This is a genomic window from Caulobacter sp. BK020 (assembly GCF_004342605.1).
GTDB lineage: Bacteria > Pseudomonadota > Alphaproteobacteria > Caulobacterales > Caulobacteraceae > Caulobacter.
This window is the reverse complement of the sequence record NZ_SLZL01000021.1, coordinates 18,457-36,136: the sequence shown is the minus strand read 5'-3', so window position 1 is coordinate 36,136 and position 17,680 is coordinate 18,457. Positions and strand designations below refer to the sequence as shown.

Sequence of the window (17,680 nt, the reverse complement as noted above, 5' to 3'; positions counted from 1 at the left end):
AGCTTGCGTTGCTCGGCTCGCCCGTCCCTATGGGCTGCACCGCAAGCGCGCGCACAACGGCCGAGGCGGCTTACCGCGTCGCCAGCGGACCTCGTGAAGGGTACCCATTGAGCAAGCCAGACCGCCCCCGGGGCGCCACCATCGTCGATGTCGCGCAACGGGCGGGCGTCTCCCGCATGACCGTGTCTCGCGTCATCAACGACGGAGCCAGCGTCCGGGAGACGACGCGCAAGGCCGTTCAGGCCGCGATCCGGGAGCTCAGCTACGCGCCCAACCTGGCGGCCCGAAACCTGGTCATGGCCGGCGAGCTGCGGATCGGCGTGGTCTATTCCAATCCCAGCGCCGCCTTCATGAGCGACTTCCTGGTCGGGGTGTTCGAAGAGGCCACCAACGCGGGGGCGCGCCTGATCCTGGCCCGCGGCGAGAACGGCCATCCTCCGGCGCAGGCGGAGCTGGAAAGGTTGCTGGCGGCCGGTGTCCAAGGCGTGGTCCTGGCGCCGCCCCTGGGCGAATCCGCCGCCGTCCGCGACATCCTCCGGGCCGCCGGCCTGCCCGTCGCCGTGGTCGCCGCCGGCCGTCCGGCGACCGACGCGATCAATGTCCGCATCGACGATCGCCAGGCCAGTTGGACGATGACCCGCCACCTGCTGGACCTGGGCCACCGGCGGATCGGCTTCATCACGGGAAACCCCGACCAGACCGCCAGCGCCGAGCGCCTGGAAGGCGCCCGCGCCGCGGTCGGGGCCGTTGCGGGGGCCGAACTGGTCCTGGCCCAGGGCGCCTTCACCTACGACTCGGGCCTGCGCGCCGCCGGGCAACTGCTGGATACCGATCCGGCGCCGACGGCGATCTTCGCCAGCAACGACGACATGGCCGCCGCGGCGGTGTCGGTGGCCCACCGCCGACATCTCGACGTGCCGCGCGACCTGACCGTGGTGGGTTTCGACGACGCGACCGTGGCCACCACGCTCTGGCCGCCGCTAACCACCGTGCGCCAACCTGTACGGCAGATGGCGGCGGTGGCGCTGGACCGGCTGATCCGCGCGCTGCGCTCGTCGGCGCCCGTCGGCGGAACGGCGACCGACCATGTGCTGGAGCATGCCCTGATCCGACGGGACTCCACGGCGCCGCCACGCCCCATCGACCTCTCGCCCGACGCCGGAACCCACGGAGCCCGCCCCCATGTCTGACCCCGCCGAGGCCCGAACGGAGACGGCGACGATCGGCCGGATCACCGCGCGGCTGATGCCGCTGTTCTGCCTGATGTACCTGATCGCCTATATCGACCGGCAGAACGTCTCCTACGCCAAGCTGGAGATGGTGAAGGCGTTGGGGCTGAGCGAGGCCGCCTACGGCCTGGGCGCGTCGCTGTTCTTCATCGGCTACTTCCTGTTCGAGGCCCCGTCGAACCTGATCCTGGCCCGGGTGGGCGCGCGGGTCTGGTTCACCCGGATCATGTTCACCTGGGGCCTGGTGACCCTGGCCCTGGGCTTCACCCAGAACGCGGCGATGTTCTACGGCCTGCGCTTCCTGCTGGGCGTCACCGAGGCGGGGTTCTTCCCCGGCGTGCTCTACGTGCTGACCCTTTGGTATCCCCAGGCGCATCGTGCGCGCATGGTGGGCCTGTTCATGGTGGCCAGCGCGGTGGCCAACGCCGTGGGGTCGGCGGTGGGCGGGTTATTGCTGGACCTGGACCAGGTGCTGGGCCTGGCCGGCTGGCAATGGGTGTTCCTCGCCACCGGCGCCCCGGCCGTCCTGCTGGCGCCCTACGTCCTGTGGAAACTCCCTGACGGCCCGGCCCAGGCCAAGTGGCTGCCCGAGGCGGGCAAGGCCTGGCTGGCTGGCGTGCTGGACCAGGAGCGCGGCGGCGCGGTCGATGACCATCGCGGAGCCTGGAAGGCCATGTTCGATCCGCGCGTCCTGCTGCTGGCGGGGCTCTATATCGGCATGCCCCTCGGGGCCTACGGCCTCAGCTATTGGCTGCCCACCATCGTCAAGTCGTTCGGGGTGTCCAACACCGTCAACGGCCTGGTCAATGTGATCCCCTGGCTGCTGGTCGCCATCGCGCTGTGGCTGGTGCCGCGCCACGCCGCGCGCCACGGCGCCAGCGCCTGGCACATCGCCGGACCGACCCTGGTGGCGGCGATCGCCCTGACCCTGAGCGTGATCTTGCCGGGCGCGGCGCTGAAGTTCGCCATGCTCTGCGTCGCGGCTCCAGCCATCTTCTCGGCCCAGCCGGTGTTCTGGAGCCTGCCGCCAAGCTTCCTCAGCGGTCCGCGCGCGGCGGCAGGCATCGCGGCGATCAACGCGATCGGCAATCTGGGCGGCTTCATCGCCCAGAACCTGGTGCCGCTGGTGCGCGACGCGACGGGCAGCAACCTGGCGCCCATGCTGGCCCTGGCCGGCGTGCTGGTGGTGACCAGCATCCTGATCTTTTACGCCATGGGCCGATTGGACCGGGCGCGGCTTGGGTCGCCCTCCTAGAGCATCGCGCGGAAAAGTGGACGCCGGTTTTCCGCAAAAGCGATGCGAAAACAAAAATCTAGAGCAAGTCGTGCGATTCCTATATCGCGCGACTTGCTCTAGAACGCCTTCGGGAGGTCAGGGGATCTGCGGCAAGGCGGAGGCCGGACCCAGGCGGCCATGGTCCAGCGGCGCGTCGATGGTGCAGACGACGCCAGCCTGGTCGAACTCCAGGTTCACGACCCCGCGCAGTTCGGCGGCGAGGCTGCGGGTGAGCAGGCGCGATCCGAACCCGGTCGCGGCCGGCGGCGAAACCTTCGGTCCACCGGTCTCCGTCCAGGTCAGATGCAGCATGCCCGAGGCCTCCATGGCCCAGGTCAACGCCACGCGCCCCTCGGGTCTCGAAAGCGCGCCATATTTCAGGGCGTTGGTGCAAAGCTCGTGAAAGGCCATCGACAGCGTCAGAGCGGCGTTGGGTCCCAGCGAGACCGGCGGCCCCTTCAGCGTCACCGCCTCGAGGTTGGCCAGATTGGGCGCCAGAACGTCGGTGGCGATCTTGGCCAGTTGCGCGCCCTCCCATTGCTGGCGCGTGAGGATGTCGTGCGCCCGGCTCAGGGCCATCAGGCGGGCGGTGAACGCCTCCCGGGCCTCGGGCAACGACAGGGTCCCGCGGAAGGTCTGGGCGGCCAGGGACTGGACGGCGGCGAGGTTGTTCTTCACGCGATGGTTCAGCTCGTTGACCATCAGCTCGAGCCGTTCTTGGGCCCGGCGACGATCATCGATGTCGATGCTGGCGCCGATCCACCCGGCCAGGCCGCCCTCGCGGTCCACGACCGGTTCAGAGCGCGACAGGAACCAGCGGAACTGCCCGTCGCCGCGGCGTACGCGCAGCTCGGCCTCGAAACCCTCGCCTCTCTTCAGGGCGGCCTCCCAGATCCTGGCGGCCCGGACAGCGTCGTCGGGATGCAATAGGGACGCTGGATCGACGTCCGCATCCGGCGAGACGCCCGTGAACGCGAACCACCGGTCATTGAGGAACTCGACCTCGCCGCGATCGGAGGACATCCACACCATGGCGGGGACGACATTGGCCAGGGTTCGCAGCCGCGCCTCGCTGTCCCGCAGCACCGCCTCGGCGGTCTTGCGCTTGGTCACGTCGCGATAGAACACGGCCACCCCTTCAGGCGTCGGCTGGGCGCGGATCTCCAGCCACATCGTCCCGCGCCCGTCATTCCACGGCTCCTCAAACGCCAGGGCGGTCTGGGAGACCAGGACCTCTCTGTACCTTTGCCGCAACCTCTCGGCGGCTGGGCCCGGCCAGATCTCCTCATGCGTCTTGCCCAGCATGGACTCCGCCGATCGTCCCCCCATGCGGAGCGCCGCCTGGTTGACCTGCAGCACCCGCAGGTCGCGATCCATCAGCACCAGGGCGTCCAGCATGTTGTCCAGGACGCTCTGGTTGCGATCACGCTCGATCTGTAGCGCCTGTTGCGCGGTCAGGCGGTCGCTGACATCGCGGATGAAGCCGACGAAACCGAGATCGTCGCCATCGTCGATCCGGGCGACCGAAAGCTCGACCGGAAAGAGGCGTCCCTTGCGATCCGTCGCCACGACCTCGATGCGGCGATTGAGAATGCCCGCAGCGCCGGTCTCAAGATGCCTGCGCAATCCATCGGTATGAGACAGCCGGTCCGGCTCGGGAATGATCAGTTCGGCCATGAGCCGTCCGAGCGCTTCCTGGCGAGACCAACCGAAGGTGATCTCGGCCTGCCGATTCCAATCCCGCACCCGTCCGTCGGCGCCCATGATGACCGTGGCGTCGAGGGCGGTCTCCAGCATCAGCCTGATCGGCGAGATCTTTTTGGCGTCAGCGGTCAACGGCACCCTCGCCCCTTGAGCCCTACGAGAAGCTTCAACGCGCACCCCAGGCGCGCAGACTAGCGGCGCTCCATCTGCCATAGCAGATGTGCGCGAGCCTCGCGGTCAAGCCCCCAGGCGCGGTATTTGGCCGCGCCGGCGACCTCGAACCGCCCGCCCCTCTGACACGGACTTTCCGCCTTGGCCCAGAAAGGCTGGCAAGCGCGGCGCTCCAGCCCGTTGGGCGAGTGGGACAACACGCCGCAACCAGGGCGCTAATTCCGATTAACCATCCGCGCCTAGCGTTTTGGTCATGATCTCGATCAACGATTCCAGTTCGGACGGGGCTGACCGTCGCAGTCACCCTCGCTACAGCGACCGCAGCCCGGTCTATGTCGGTGACGGGGCGCTTGCGCGACGATGCCGCCTTATCGACGTGTCCAGCGGCGGCGCGCGGATCCTCCTCGGCCGAGGCGCGGACCTCGCCTCTCATGTCATACTGGTCGATCCAAGGACGGGCTTCAGTCACCGCGCGGCCGTGGTCTGGCGGAGCGAAATCGAGGCGGGGGTTCGCTTCCTGGAAGAAGGCGTCCGCTATCGGGTCATGACCTGCACCGGCGATCTGGGCTGGAACGCCGGCCGGGAGTCGTACCGCCAAGCCTCGTAGGGCCGCCGGTCTCCATCCCCTCCAGGACGGGCGTTCGTTCCGCTCTATGTCGATGCCGCGAAACATCGTTCCGCGCCTGAACAGGGTCGCCACGCAAACGAGAACAAACGTGCCGCCGCGAACCGCCTAGGGTCGGTCCATGACGCAAGACATGACCTACGCGCGATATCTCGCCCTGGATCAACTGCTCGCGGCCCAGCAGCCGCTGAGCGATCGTCACGACGAACTGCTGTTCATCGTCATCCACCAGACCAAGGAGCTGTGGCTCAAGGAGATCATCCACGAGGTGCTCCTGGCCAGACGGCTGATCGCCGAGGGCGACGTCGAGCCGGCCTACAAGGCCCTGGCCCGGGTGTCGCGAATCCAGACGGTGATGACCCTGTCCTGGGACGTGCTGGCCACGATGACGCCGGCCGACTATCTGAGCTTCCGCGGCGAGCTGGGCTCCAGCTCGGGGTTCCAGTCTCACCAGTTCCGGACGCTGGAATATCTGCTGGGCCTGAAGGACCAGAGCTTCCTGAAGTTCCACGCCGAGGGCTCGGACGCCCTGGCCCAACTGCAGGCGGCGCTGGAAGCGCCGAGCCTCTATGACGTCGCCATCGCCCAGCTGTCCAAGGCGGGCCTGGCCGTGCCGGACGCGGTGCTGAACCGCGACTTCGCCCAGACCTACGCGCCCTCGCCCGAGGTGGAGGCCGCCTGGCTGGAGGTCTATCGCGACACCCAGCGCTATTGGGAGCTGTACCAGCTGGCCGAGAAGCTGGTCGACCTGGACGACGCCCTGGTCACCTGGCGCCACAAGCACGTGCTGACCGTCGAGCGGATCATTGGCGGCCGGCCGGGCACCGGCGGCACCGATGGCGTGGGCTACCTGGCCTCGACCCTGCGCCGGCGCGCCTTTCCCGAACTGTGGTCGCTCAGGACCAAGCTGTGAGCGCCGCGCGCAAGGATCTGTTCTCGCGGGCCCTGGTCGCCGCGCCGGGCCGGATGCACATGGCGGCCCACAGCCACCATCTCTGGCCCGACGCCACCCTGGCCGCCCAGGTCGAGGCCTGGGAGGACGCCGCCCGCCTGGCCGACCACAAGTGGGACAAGGCGCTGGGTCAGGTCTACCCGGCCGCCCAGGGCCTGGTGGCCCGCGAGCTGGCCCTGCCCTCGCCCGACACAGTGGTCTTCGCGCCCAACACCCATAGCTTGCTAACGACGCTGGTGTCGGCGGTCCCTCGCCGCCCCGCCAGGATCCTGTCGACCGACGGCGAATTCCATACCTTCCGCCGCCAGGCCCAGCGCTGGGCCGAAGCCGGCGAGATCGAGCTGACCCTGGTCGAGAGCGACGCGCCCGGCTTCGCCGAACGGTTCCTGGCCGCCGCGCGCCTCGGGACTTTCGACCTGGTCTTCGTCAGCCACGTGTTCTTCAAGACGGGTCTCGTCTTCGACCGCGTCTGGGAGCTTGCCGATCTCGCGCGGCCGGAAGGCTCCTGGGTGGTGGTCGATGGCTATCACGGCTTCCGGGCCGTTCCGACCGACCTCTCGGCCGTGGCCGACCGGATCTTCTATCTGGCTGGCGGCTACAAGTACGCCATGGCGGGCGAAGGCGCGGCGTTCCTGCATGCGCCGGAGGGTTTCGGACCTCGTCCCGTCCTGACCGGCTGGTACGCGGAATTCAGCGACCTGGAAGGCCCGCCGGGCGGCGTCGGCTACGCGCGCGACGCCGCCCGCTTCCTGGGCGCGACCTTCGATCCGTCGGGCCTCTACCGTTTCATGGCGGCGGGGCGGATGCTGGAGGCCGAAGGCCTGAGCACGACGGCGATCGCCGGTCACGTGGCGGGCCTGCAACGGAACCTGCTGACCCGGATCGCCGCCGGCGCGGCGGGGCCGCTGAAGCAGGCCGTGGTGCTGAACCCGCCGGGCCAGGGCCCGCGAGCCCGCTTCCTGGCCCTGCGCCATCCCGACGCCCTGGCCTGGAAGCAGGCCCTGGCGGCCCGCGGCGTCGTGGTAGATGTGCGCGACGACGTGCTGCGGATCGGCCTTTCGATCTATCATGACGAGGACGATCTGGAGTCGTTCTGCGCAGCCTGCTCCGCGCTGGCCTAGAGCTTCACGACGATCCCTCGGCGATCCATCACGTAGCCCAGCAGCCAGCAGACCAGCATGTAGGCGATCGCGCACAGCAGGGAGCCCAGCGCGCCCGGCGTCATCGCCTGGAACACGTGAATCCCGACCCACTCGTACGGCCCGACTCCCGGCGCGACCTCGATCATGTTCAGCGAGACGATGAACAGCTCCGAGAACAAGTAGATCACCAGCGGATTGAGGCCGAACACCTGGAAGAAGCGGGTCGCCGCGTTCGGCTTGCGCCCCTCAAGCACGACGGTCAGGGCCGCTAGCAGCACAAGGTCGATGCCGACGGTCAGCAGGACGAAGCTGCTGGTCCACAGTTTCTTGGCGATCGGGAAGGCCAGCCCCCAGGCCAGGCCGCCGGCGATCAGCGCCGCGCCGGCCAGGGCCATGCGGATCGTGGCGCGGCGGGCGTCGGTCGCTTCCTTTAGCAGGCGAGCCGCCAGATAGCCGGCCAGCACGTTGACCGTCGACGGAAGGGTCCCTAGCAGGCCTTCGGGATCGAACCCGCCATCCTTGCGATAGAGATGGTTCTGGCCGACGAGCCAGAGGTCCAGGTGCGTGCCCGCGTTGCCCAGTTTCGACAGCGGGTCGGCCGGATCGCCGAGGGTCAGCAGGATCGCCCAGTAGCCCAGCAGCAGCACGACCGACAGGGCGACGATCAGGCGCGGCGACAGCCAGCGCACGGCGAAGGCGGCCAGCACGTAGCAGAGCGCGATCCGCTGCAGGACGCCCATCACCCGCGTTTCCGAGAACGGGATCAGCGTCCAGTGGCCGTCCACGTTCCGGACGAACGGGAACCAATACATTAGGAAGCCCAGCAGGAAGATCAGGGCGCCGCGCCTCAGCACCTTGGCCATGAACTCCGCCGTCGGGATCGGCCGCGAAAAGGCGAAGGCCATCGAGCAGCCGACCGCGAACAGGAACGACGGAAACACCGCGTCCGCCGCCGTGAAGCCGAACCAGGGCGCGTGGACCAGCTGGGTGTAGGCGTCGGCGCCAGGACCCGCGGTGTTGACGACGATCATCAGGCAGACCGTCAGCCCCCGAAAGACGTCAAGGGACAGGAAGCGTGCGGGCTTGGTCATCCGTTCCGGTTCTTTCTGGCTTCGTCGATGCGGGCGATCAGGGCCTTCACGCCGCCGACCGGATCGGCCGGCCGCTCACGGCGGTAGACGGCGTCGGCGACGACCCAGGCGCGCTCCCAGGCGATTCCCTCGCGGGTGACGGCGGGCTCGTCGAAGGCGCCGGTCCCCGCCGCTTTCAGGGCGTCCAGGAACCGTGACCACCGCGGCAGGTAGAAGTCGCGATAGAGGCCCTGCCAGGCCTTGGACGCGTAGTCGTTGAGATTGCCTTCGCCGCCCCAGATCGTGACCTGGGCCTTGGCGTTGGCGACATAGGCCGCGGCGTCGGCGGGCGTGTCGCCATAGGCGCGGGCGTCGTCGATCCAGGTGGCCAGGGTCTCGGGCTGGACGCCCAGCAAGGCGTCGATCGAAAGCGCCAGCGCCTCGATCTCGCGGCGCGCCCGATCGCCCGCCGCCGCGTCGCCACGACGATAGGCCGCCACGGCGGCTTGCAGATGATCGTCGATCTCCAGGCTGGCCAAGTGCCGGGTCGCATCGACGAGGTCGAGTACGAACAACGGCTCGCCAGCGAAGGCGGGCGCCTGGTCGGCCAGGGCGCGGACCGCCGCGTCCAGTTGGACGCGGTCGCCGGGAGGGCCCGGGAACTCGCCGATCGTCGCCGTCGGCCGCTTGAAGAACAGATAGGCGCCGGCCTTGCTCTTCCACCAACGCGGGGACCAGTAGCGGGTCGAATAGGCGGCCTGGACCAGCTGGCCCATGGCCGAATCGAGCGCCGGCGTGGTGCGGCCGTAGCGCGAACGCGCGTAGGTCGACAGCCAGGCCGACTGCGACACCTGGCCCGCGCCCCAGGCCAGATCGTAGGCGGCTTCATAGACGATCGAGTTGTTGTGCAGGCCTTCGGGAAACATCCCGAAGCCGGCCAGCTTGCCCGTATCGGGATTACCGGCGATCGCCGTCATGTCGCGGCGATAGTAGCCGAGGTCGCCATAGACCGGGTTGCTGCCGCCGTAATTGTGTACGTAGCCATAGATCCAGGGCTTGCCGCCGAAGGCCTTGGCGTTCTTCCAGACGTCCGGATAGCGGTCGTTGCCGATGTCCAGGACCATCAGCCTGTCGTCCGGAACCAGGCTCAGATAGGCCGAGATCGCCGGCGGATCCCAGAAGTGGCTGTCAGCGCCGAACAGCCAGCCCTGCATCACCCACACCGCATCCGGACGGGTCTGGCGGATCGAGTCGTAGATCGCCTTGCCGTAGGCGGCCAGGCGCTTGGCTTTCAGGGCTGGATCGATCTCGACCTTGGTCTTGGTCGCGGCGGCGTTGGCGATCCCGTCGCCATAGGCCGCGTCGCGCGCGTCCGCGCCGTCGGCGTTGATCGGCGGCAGCATCTCGTTGAATGAGTCGGCCAGATAGTAGGTCCCCGCGCCGTAGGTCTGGGTGTAGAGCGCCAGGAAGCGGCCTGCGATCTTGGCGAACAGCGGGTCGGCGGGGTCCAGCCAATAGGTCTCGTGGAAGCCTTCCCAGGGCCGCATCCGATAGATACGGGCCTTCGGATGCTTCTGGGCGAAGGCCTTGGGCACGTAGCCACCGAAGGCCGGTAGGATCGGCGTCATGCCCAGCGACCGCATCCGGCCCAGGATACGGACCTGCAAGTCTTTCTTTTTGTCGATCCACCGACTCGGCAGCGGCGCGCGATAGCCCTCGATATTGCCCATGCGCTGCCAGGGCGTGAAAGCCGGTCCGGAGAAGTAGTCGGCCAGCTCGGCTTCGGTCAGGCCAAACTCCCGCCACAGCGCCCGCCAGACATGTTCCTGGCCCTCCATCGCCAGCGGCATGTCGACGCCGTGGGCCGCCATCCAGTCGATCTCGCGCGTCCAGCGCGCCCAACCCCACCAGGGGGTCGTGTAGCCGTAGGTGCAGGTGTTGAGGTAGGCGCGATGGCCGAAGGGGCTGGCGACCTTGCCGGCGCCGACGTCCGGCAGTCGCGCCGGCAGGTCGACGCGGTCGCCTTCCCAGCTGACATGGGCCAGCCCGGCCTGGCGAAGATAGGCATAGGCCCCGCGAACCAGGGCGACCGGGCTGTCGCCGGTGATCGAGACCTTTCCAGCCTTGCCGCTGACCGCGTACCACGGATGAGCGCCGCGCGGCGCGAGACTGAGGGCGACGCCGCCCAGACGCTTGCCGAACAGGCGATCGAGGCTGGCGCGCGCCGCGGCGGTCCCGCCGCCCCCGCCCTTGGCCGCCGAGGCGAATGACGGCGCCGCGGTCAAGGCCACGGCGGCCAGGGCCTGCTTGAGAGTTTGGCGACGCGAAGGCCTGGACGACATCGGAACCTGCTCGTGAGGACGTCAAGTGAACGAAAATCCGACGGTCGCCCGTCGCCCCGTCACCGCATCGTGGGAATGACAAAGCTCTGATCCAGCACCGCCCCGCCCTTGGGCCAGCGCTGGGTCACGGTCTTGGTCCGCGTGTAGAAGCGCACGCCGTCCATGCCATATTGGTTGAGATCGCCAAAGCCAGAACGCTTCCAGCCGCCGAAGCTGTGATAGGCGACGGGCACCGGGATCGGCACGTTGATCCCGACCATGCCGACCTCGACCTGATCGGCGAACTCGCGGGCGGCGTCGCCGTTGCGGGTGAAGATCGCCACGCCGTTGCCGTACTGGTGGCGCGAGGCCAGGCCAATGCCCTCCGCCAGGCTCTCGGCCCGGACCATCTGCAGCACCGGGCCGAAGATCTCGTCATGATACGAGCGGTTGGTCGGCTTGACGTGGTCGAACAGGGTCGGGCCGACGAAGAAGCCGTCCTCGTGACCCTGCAGGGCGAAGCCACGACCATCGACGACCAGTTCCGCGCCCTCGTCGACGCCCATCTGGATGTAGCTTTCGATCCGCGCCTTGTGGGCGGCGCTGACCACCGGGCCGTAGTGGGCGTCCTGGTCGGTGCTGACGCCCACGCGAAGGCCGCCGATCGCCGAGACCAGCTTCTCGCGCAGGGCTGTGGCGGTTTTCTCGCCTACCGGCACGACCACCGGCAGGGCCATGCAGCGCTCGCCGGCCGAGCCGTAGGCGGCGCCGATGATGTCGGCCGTCGCCTGGTCGAGGTCGGCGTCGGGCAGGACGATCCCGTGGTTCTTGGCCCCGCCCATGGCCTGGACGCGCTTGCCGTTGGCGCCGGCGCGCTGGAACACCGACTGGGCGATGTCCGAGCTGCCCACGAAGCTGACGGCCTTGACGTCCGGGTGATCGAGGATGGCCTCGACGCAGTCCTTGTCGCCGTGAACGACGTTGAGGATCCCCGGCGGCAGGCCGGCCTCCATCATCAGCTCGGCCAGGCGCACCGGCACGGACGGATCGCGCTCGGAGGGCTTCAGGATGAAGGCGTTGCCGCAGGCGATGGCGGGGCCGAACATCCACATCGGGATCATGGCCGGGAAGTTGAACGGGGTGATCCCCGCGACGACGCCCAGGGCCTGGCGCATCGAATAGACATCGATCCCGGGACCGGCGCCTTGGGTGTACTCTCCTTTTAATAGATGCGGTATTCCACAAGCGAACTCAATGACTTCCAGCCCCCTCTGAATGTCACCCTTGGAGTCGGCGATGACCTTGCCGTGCTCGGACGACAACAGCTCGGCCAGCTCGTCCATATGGACGTCCAGCAGGCGCTTGAATTCGAACATCACCCGGGCGCGACGCTGGGGATTGGTGGCGGCCCAGGCCGGTTGGGCGGCCTTGGCGTTGGCGATGGCGGCGTCCAGCTCCGAGGCCGAGGCCAGGGCGACCTTGGCCTGCACCTTGCCGGTGTTGGGATCGAAGACGTCGCCGAACCGGCCGGACGTTCCCTCGACGGCGCGGCCGCCGACGAAGTGGGGGATGCTGCGCATGCCGCGCTCCTTCTCGAATGGGTCGGGGATCACGCTTGCCGCATGATCCAGTCGTGGGCGGGGTCGTTGCGGAAGATCCACTTCCGGTGCGGTCCGGCCATGACGTTGAGGTAGTAGAGGTCGTAGCCGTGCGGGGCGCCGACGGGATGGTAGCCGCGCGGCACCATCACCACGTCGCCGTCCTGGACGCAGACGGTCTCGTCCAGGCTGCGGTCGTCGGTGTAGACTCGCTGGAAGGCGAAGCCCTGCGGCGGGTTCAGGCGATGATAATAGGTCTCCTCCAGCGCCGTCTCCTCGCCCTCGGCGGCGGTGTCGTGCTTGTGCGGCGGATAGCTGGACCAGTGACCGCCGGGCGTGATCACCTCGACCACCAGCAGGCCGTCGGCCGGCGCCGTTTCAGGTAGGATGTTGCGGACCAGACGGGTATTGGTCCCCTTGCCCCGGGTCTCGCGCGGCATGTCGGCCTCGGCGATCAGACGCGCCTCGCCGCCCGGCTGGCCCGGCGCGGTGCAGAGAGCCAGCTCGACGGCGGTGACGGCGGTCACCCCGTAGGACGACGCGGCCGGGACGTAGACCGCGCCCGGCGCCCGGTCCTCGAACACGCTCGTCCGGCCGCCGACGTGACCGAGGGACACGCCTTCGGTCGAAACCTCGGCGGTCCCGCTCATCACGACGACGCAGGTCTCGCGATCGGGGTCGGAGCCCTCGAAGGTTTCACCAACCGCCAGCTTGACCACCTGGAAACCGACGTGGGTCCAGCCGGCGCTCTCGGGGGTGATTTCAAGGACGGAGCCCGACGCATCCGGAGCGTGGGGACGGACGAGGAGCTTGCTCATCACGCCGCCCTCAGCCCCGCCGCGGCCGCTTCCTTCTTCAGCGTCGCCAAGCCGATCTCGCCGTACTGGCGCGGGTTGGCGATGGCCGGATCCTGCTCGGCCTCGACGATGATCCAGCCGGAATAGCCGATCTCGGCCAGGGCCTGCATCACGGCGGCGTAATCCAACGAACCGTCGCCGGGCACGGTGAACATGCCGGCCAGAACGCCTTCCAGGAAGCTGCCGCCGCCGTCCGAGACCACCTTGCGGAACACCTCGCCCCGGATGTCTTTGCAATGCACATGGGCGACGCGCTCCGGATGCGCGCGGATCACCGAGACCGGGTCCAGGCCGCCAAGCGCCGCGTGGCCGGTGTCGATGGTCAGGCCGACCGACGGGCCGGTGTTGGCTAGGAAGGCGTCCAGATCCTCGGGGCGCTCGACGACAGTGCCGAGATGGTGGTGATAGGCGAACTTCAGGCCCTGGGAAACGATGTAGTCAGCCACCGCCGTCAGGCGGGCGCCGAATTCCTTCCACCCCTCGGCGTCGAGACGCGGCGTGGCCGACAGGGCCTTGCTCTTGTCGCCATGGATGGCGTTGCTGGTCTCGGCGTGGACGAAGACGGTGCAGCCCATCGCCTTCAGCAGGGCCAGGTGCGGCTGCAGCGCCGCGATCTCTTCCTCGGCCGACTGGACCAGCAGGTTGCCGCTGTACCAGCCGCCCACCAGGTCGAGGCCGTAGCGCTCCAGCAGCGGCTTCAGCACCGCCGGATCGCGCGGGAAGACGCCGCCCAGCTCGACGCCGGCGAAGCCGATCGCCTGGCAGTCGGCCAGCACGCTTTCCAGCGGGGTGTCGCCGCCCAGCTCGGGCATGTCGTCATTGATCCAGGCGATGGGGCTCACGCCGAAACGGATGGTCATGGGCGTCTAGTCTCCCGTACGCTGCTGCTTGATCTTGTCTTCGTAGTCGACCCGGGCGGCGTTCACCGCCGGACGCACCGAAACCTCCGGCACCGCCACGTCCCACCAGGCGCCGCCCTGCGTGGTCGGCATCGGGTCGGTGTCGATGACCACCACATAGGTCCGGTCGCTGGCCTTGGCGCGTTGCAGGGCGGCCTCCAGCTCGGCAAGGTTGGCCACCTTCTCCGACCACGCCCCCAGGCTCCTGGCATGGGCGGCGAAGTCGATGTCCGGCAGGGTCTCGTGGACGGTGTCGGCCAGCAGGTTGTTGAACGCCGCGCCGCCGGTCGCGGCCTGCAGGCGGTTGATGCAGCCGAAGCCGCGATTGTCGAGCACGGTGACGATCAGCTTGGCTCCCAGCATCACCGAGGTGGCCAGTTCGGAATTCAGCATCAGATAGCTGCCGTCGCCGACCATCACGTGGACCTCGCGGTCCGGCGCAGCCATCTTCACGCCGACGGCGCCGGCGATCTCGTAGCCCATGCATGAAAAGCCGTACTCGACGTGGTAGCCGCCCGGCCGGCGGGTGCGCCACAGCTTGTGCAGCTCGCCCGGCAGGCCGCCGGCGGCGCAGACCACCACGGCGTCGTCCGACGAGGCCCGCCAGACCGCGCCCAGCACCTGGGCGTCGGTCGGCAGCGACCGGTGGTCGGCCCTGGTCGCCGCGTCGAAGACGGCGTTCCAGCCGGCCACGCCGCCCGTCGCCTTTTCGGTCCAAGCAGCGGGCGCTCGCCAACCGTCCAGCGCCTCGGACAGGGCCTCGACCACCGCAAGGGCGTCGCCGACCACGGTGGCGGCTCCATGCTTGTGGGCGTCGTGCGGCGCCACATTGATCTGGACCAGCTTGCGGCCCTGCGCGCCGAACAGCGCGCGCGAGCCGGTGGTGAAGTCCTGCAGGCGCGTGCCGACGCCGATGACGAGGTCCGCCTCCTCGGCCGCCGCCACCGCCGCTGTTGTGCCGGTGACGCCGATGGCGCCCAGGTTCAGCGGGTGGTCCCAGGCCAGGCCCCCCTTCCCGCCTTGCGTCTCAGTGACCGGCAGTCCGGCGCGGGAAGCAAGATCGGCCAGGGCCGCCTCGGCCCGGGCGTAGAGCACCCCGCCCCCGGCCACGACCAGCGGCCGCTGGGCCGCCTTGATCAGCGAGACGAGGTCGGACAGCTCGCGCAGATCCGGCCGCGGCGCGCGGATGCGCCAGACCCGCTTGGCGAAAAAGGCCTCCGGATAATCGAACGCCTCGGCCTGGACGTCCTGGCAGAAGGCCAGGGTCACGGGGCCGCTGGTCGCCGGGTCCAACATGACGGCCAGGGCGCGCGGCAGGGCGTCGAGGATCTGCTCGGGCCGGGTGATGCGGTCGAAATAGCGCGACACCGGCTTGAAACAGTCGTTGGCGCTGACCGTGCCGTCGCCGAAATCCTCGATCTGCTGCAGCACCGGATCGGGACGGCGGCTGGCGTAGACGTCGCCGGGCAGGAACAGCACAGGCAGGCGATTGACGTGCGCCAAGGCGGCCGCGGTGACCATGTTGGTCGCGCCGGGGCCAATCGAGGTGGTGCAGACCATGGCCCGCTGGCGACGCGACTGCTTGGCGAAGGCGATGGCGGCATGGGCCATGCCCTGCTCATTGTGCGCGCGCCAGGTCGGCAAGACGTCGCGCGCGCCATGCAGCGCCTCGCCCAGGCCCGCGACGTTGCCGTGGCCGAAGATCGCCCAGACGCCGGCAAAATACGGGATCTCGCCCTGCCCGGTCTGGACATGCTGCGCGCAGAGCCAGCGGACGGTCGCCTGAGCGGCGGTGAGACGAACTGTAGCCATGTTCAGGCCGCCTTCTCCGCAGCGCCGCGCAGGCGCTTCCACGCATCGACCAGCACCTTGAACTTGCCGGCCAGCGCCGTCACGGCCGCCTCGTCGTCGATCCGGTTGGCCAGCCACTCGCGGGCGATATCGTAGAAGATGGTCCGGCCGACGGCGAAGCCTTTGACGATCGGGATCGGGGCGACGACTTCGAACGACGCCAGAAGCTCGTTTTCCGGCGCCGAGAGACCCAACAACACCACGCCCCGGCAAAGGGGATCGTTCTCGGCGATGGCGGCCTCGATCTCGCGCCAGGCGGCGGGGTCGGTCAGCGGCTCCAGCTTCCACCAGTCGGGCCGGATGCCCAGACCGTAGAGCCGGCGGACGCCGCGCGCCACGGTATGGCTGTCGCTAGGCATGCCGCCGGGAAGGATCAGCTCCACCAGCAGTTCGTGGCGCGTCTTGCGGCAGGCGTCGAACAGGCGAAGCAACTGGCGCTCCTGGCGCTCGCGCAGCTCGATCTCGTCGTCGGGGTGGTAGAAGACCAGGCACTTGACCACCTGGCCGGCGGGCCATTCGGTCAGTTCGGTGGCGACGTCGGCCGAGCTTTCGAACTCCAGCGGCCGCGACTTGGGCAGCTCAATGGGCCTGGCGATCCAGTAGTCGTGGTCGGCGGCCTGGGCCAGGGCGTCGAAGCCGAAACGGCCGTCCAGCAGCATGCCGAAGCGCGCCTCGTCGCGGCCCGCCACCTGCTGCACTGCTCGTAGGGCCAGGGTCTTGAAGTGCGGGATGCGCGCGGGATCGCCGCCTGTCTCGGCGATCAGATCCAGGAACTGGCTGCGGTGATCGACGGCCAGGACGGTCAGCTCGTCATAGACGCGCTCGCGGGTCGTGGCCCAGTGGATATGCTCCAGCTCGACGTCCTCACGCAGCCGGAACGGCCGCTGCCGGTCGCTCAGGAAGGCCTGCAGCTCGACCCAGGTCGGCATGGCCGGCGTACAGCCGTGGCGCGAGACGACGATGGCTCCGCAGGCGTTGCCCCACTCGCAGCAGGTCTCGACGCTTTCACGGCGCAGCCATCCGCGCAGGAAACCGGCCATGAAGGCGTCGCCCGCCCCCAGCACGTTGAACACCTCGACCTTGAAGCCGCGGGCGCTGACGCCCTGGTCCAGACTGTCAGGGATGGAGCCGGGGAAAGCCACGCATCCGTCAGGGCCGCGCTTGCAGACCAGCAGGGCGCCAGGAGCGCCTTTCCGGATCGCGCGCAGGGCCGCGATGGTGTCGGTCGAGCCGCCCAGGATATGGATCTCTTCTTCCGTGCCAACGATGAGGTCGCACAGGGCCACGACCTCCTGCAGCTTGGCGGTCACCTGCTGGTTCTCGACGAAACGATTCTCGCCGGCGTCCTTGCCGGTCAGGCCCCACAGCACGGGGCGGTAGTCGATGTCGAAAGCCACCCGGCCGCCGGCGGCCTTGACGGCGCGCACGGCCTTCAGACTGGTCTCATAGACGTTCGGCTGCGACAGGTGGGTGCCGTTGATCAGCACCGCCCCGGCGCTGGCGAACCAGGCCTCGTCGACGTCCGAAGGCTCCAGCGCCATGTCGGCGCAGTTCTCGCGATAGAAGATCAGCGGAAAGTTCACCCGGTCGCGGATGCCCAGGATCACCAGGGCCGTCAGGCGGTCCGGGTCGGACAGCACGCCAGCGACGTCGACGCCCTCGCGCTGCAACTGCTCGCGGATGAAGCGGCCCATGTGATCGGCGCCGACCCGGGTCAGCAGGCCCGTCTTCAACCCCAGGCGCGCCCCGCCCGCGGCGGTGTTGGTCGGGCTGCCGCCCAGGTACTTGGCGAAGGACGCCATGTCCTCCAGCCGCCCGCCGACCTGCTGCCCGTAGAGGTCGACGCTGGATCGGCCCACGGCGATCAGGTCAAGGGTCTTTCCGTCCTGGGCCATGCGGTTCCACGTCACTCACGGGCCGGCTCCCTACCGGCGATATGAAACGCATATTCCAACATCAGAATACTCGCAATATCCATTTCATTC

Annotated in this window: 13 protein-coding genes; 5 read left to right on the top strand and 8 right to left on the bottom strand. The window is 68.8% G+C overall.

The window, feature by feature from the left end:
- Positions 1–107: 107 nt before the first annotated feature.
- Complete coding sequence (locus EV278_RS20405) at positions 108–1,190, top strand: LacI family DNA-binding transcriptional regulator (protein ID WP_132095482.1); 1,083 nt, start codon at positions 108–110, stop codon at positions 1,188–1,190.
- Positions 1,183–2,484 (top strand): MFS transporter, encoded by a 1,302-nt coding sequence (locus EV278_RS20400; RefSeq protein ID WP_132095480.1) that lies wholly within the window; start codon positions 1,183–1,185, stop codon positions 2,482–2,484. The genes EV278_RS20405 and EV278_RS20400 overlap by 8 nt, the downstream gene beginning before the upstream one ends.
- 117 nt (positions 2,485–2,601) lie before the next feature.
- Here EV278_RS20400 and EV278_RS20395 read toward each other — a convergent pair whose 3' ends face one another.
- Positions 2,602–4,341, bottom strand: a complete 1,740-nt coding sequence (locus tag EV278_RS20395; protein WP_165916722.1) for a PAS domain S-box protein — start codon at positions 4,339–4,341, stop codon at positions 2,602–2,604.
- Positions 4,342–4,633: 292 nt separating this feature from the next.
- Here EV278_RS20395 and EV278_RS20390 point away from each other — a divergent pair, with 292 nt between their 5' ends.
- The 3 genes from EV278_RS20390 (at position 4,634) to EV278_RS20380 (ending at position 7,078) form a co-directional block, all read left to right on the top strand.
- Positions 4,634–4,987: a PilZ domain-containing protein gene (locus EV278_RS20390; RefSeq protein WP_132095476.1), complete on the top strand. Its 354-nt coding sequence runs from the start codon at positions 4,634–4,636 to the stop codon at positions 4,985–4,987.
- Between the two features lie 139 nt (positions 4,988–5,126).
- Positions 5,127–5,918: a tryptophan 2,3-dioxygenase gene (locus tag EV278_RS20385; RefSeq protein ID WP_132095474.1), complete on the top strand. Its 792-nt coding sequence runs from the start codon at positions 5,127–5,129 to the stop codon at positions 5,916–5,918.
- Positions 5,894–7,078, top strand: coding sequence for an aminotransferase class V-fold PLP-dependent enzyme (locus EV278_RS20380; protein WP_132095472.1), 1,185 nt, complete (start codon positions 5,894–5,896; stop codon positions 7,076–7,078). The genes EV278_RS20385 and EV278_RS20380 overlap by 25 nt, the downstream gene beginning before the upstream one ends.
- Here the strand turns inward: EV278_RS20380 and EV278_RS20375 are convergent.
- The 7 genes from EV278_RS20375 to iolC are packed head-to-tail and all read right to left on the bottom strand — an operon-like array spanning position 7,075 to position 17,590.
- Entirely contained in the window at positions 7,075–8,190 is a 1,116-nt protein-coding gene (locus EV278_RS20375; protein ID WP_132095470.1) for an acyltransferase family protein, read from the bottom strand. The genes EV278_RS20380 and EV278_RS20375 overlap by 4 nt on opposite strands.
- On the bottom strand, positions 8,187–10,511 hold the full coding sequence (locus tag EV278_RS20370) for an alpha-N-acetylglucosaminidase (protein ID WP_132095468.1): 2,325 nt from the start codon (positions 10,509–10,511) through the stop codon (positions 8,187–8,189). Before EV278_RS20370 ends, EV278_RS20375 begins: the two co-directional genes overlap by 4 nt.
- Positions 10,512–10,570: 59 nt before the next feature.
- Positions 10,571–12,070 (bottom strand): CoA-acylating methylmalonate-semialdehyde dehydrogenase, encoded by a 1,500-nt coding sequence (locus EV278_RS20365; protein WP_132095466.1) that lies wholly within the window; start codon positions 12,068–12,070, stop codon positions 10,571–10,573.
- A gap of 29 nt (positions 12,071–12,099) precedes the next feature.
- Positions 12,100–12,909 (bottom strand): 5-deoxy-glucuronate isomerase, encoded by an 810-nt coding sequence (gene iolB, locus EV278_RS20360; RefSeq protein ID WP_165916721.1) that lies wholly within the window; start codon positions 12,907–12,909, stop codon positions 12,100–12,102.
- The gene (iolE, locus tag EV278_RS20355; protein ID WP_132095462.1) at positions 12,906–13,805 is read right to left on the bottom strand and encodes a myo-inosose-2 dehydratase; all 900 of its coding nucleotides are present in this window, start codon (positions 13,803–13,805) and stop codon (positions 12,906–12,908) included. The genes iolB and iolE overlap by 4 nt, the downstream gene beginning before the upstream one ends.
- 6 nt (positions 13,806–13,811) lie before the next feature.
- On the bottom strand, positions 13,812–15,656 hold the full coding sequence (gene iolD, locus EV278_RS20350) for a 3D-(3,5/4)-trihydroxycyclohexane-1,2-dione acylhydrolase (decyclizing) (RefSeq protein ID WP_132095460.1): 1,845 nt from the start codon (positions 15,654–15,656) through the stop codon (positions 13,812–13,814).
- 2 nt (positions 15,657–15,658) lie between these two features.
- Positions 15,659–17,590 (bottom strand): 5-dehydro-2-deoxygluconokinase, encoded by a 1,932-nt coding sequence (gene iolC, locus EV278_RS20345; protein ID WP_132095458.1) that lies wholly within the window; start codon positions 17,588–17,590, stop codon positions 15,659–15,661.
- Between the last annotated feature and the right edge of the window lie 90 nt (positions 17,591–17,680).

Excerpts from the sequence above, each read along its gene's own strand:
- EV278_RS20400 (WP_132095480.1), top strand. The coding sequence starts at position 1,183 with ATGTCTGACCCCGCCGAGGCCCGAACGGAGACGGCGACGATCGGCCGG.
- EV278_RS20390 (WP_132095476.1), top strand. The coding sequence starts at position 4,634 with ATGATCTCGATCAACGATTCCAGTTCGGACGGGGCTGACCGTCGCAGT.
- EV278_RS20385 (WP_132095474.1), top strand. The coding sequence starts at position 5,127 with ATGACGCAAGACATGACCTACGCGCGATATCTCGCCCTGGATCAACTG.
- EV278_RS20375 (WP_132095470.1), bottom strand. The coding sequence starts at position 8,190 with ATGACCAAGCCCGCACGCTTCCTGTCCCTTGACGTCTTTCGGGGGCTG.
- EV278_RS20370 (WP_132095468.1), bottom strand. The coding sequence starts at position 10,511 with ATGTCGTCCAGGCCTTCGCGTCGCCAAACTCTCAAGCAGGCCCTGGCC.
- EV278_RS20365 (WP_132095466.1), bottom strand. The coding sequence starts at position 12,070 with ATGCGCAGCATCCCCCACTTCGTCGGCGGCCGCGCCGTCGAGGGAACG.
- iolE (WP_132095462.1), bottom strand. The coding sequence starts at position 13,805 with ATGACCATCCGTTTCGGCGTGAGCCCCATCGCCTGGATCAATGACGAC.
- iolD (WP_132095460.1), bottom strand. The coding sequence starts at position 15,656 with ATGGCTACAGTTCGTCTCACCGCCGCTCAGGCGACCGTCCGCTGGCTC.
- iolC (WP_132095458.1), bottom strand. The coding sequence starts at position 17,590 with ATGGCCCAGGACGGAAAGACCCTTGACCTGATCGCCGTGGGCCGATCC.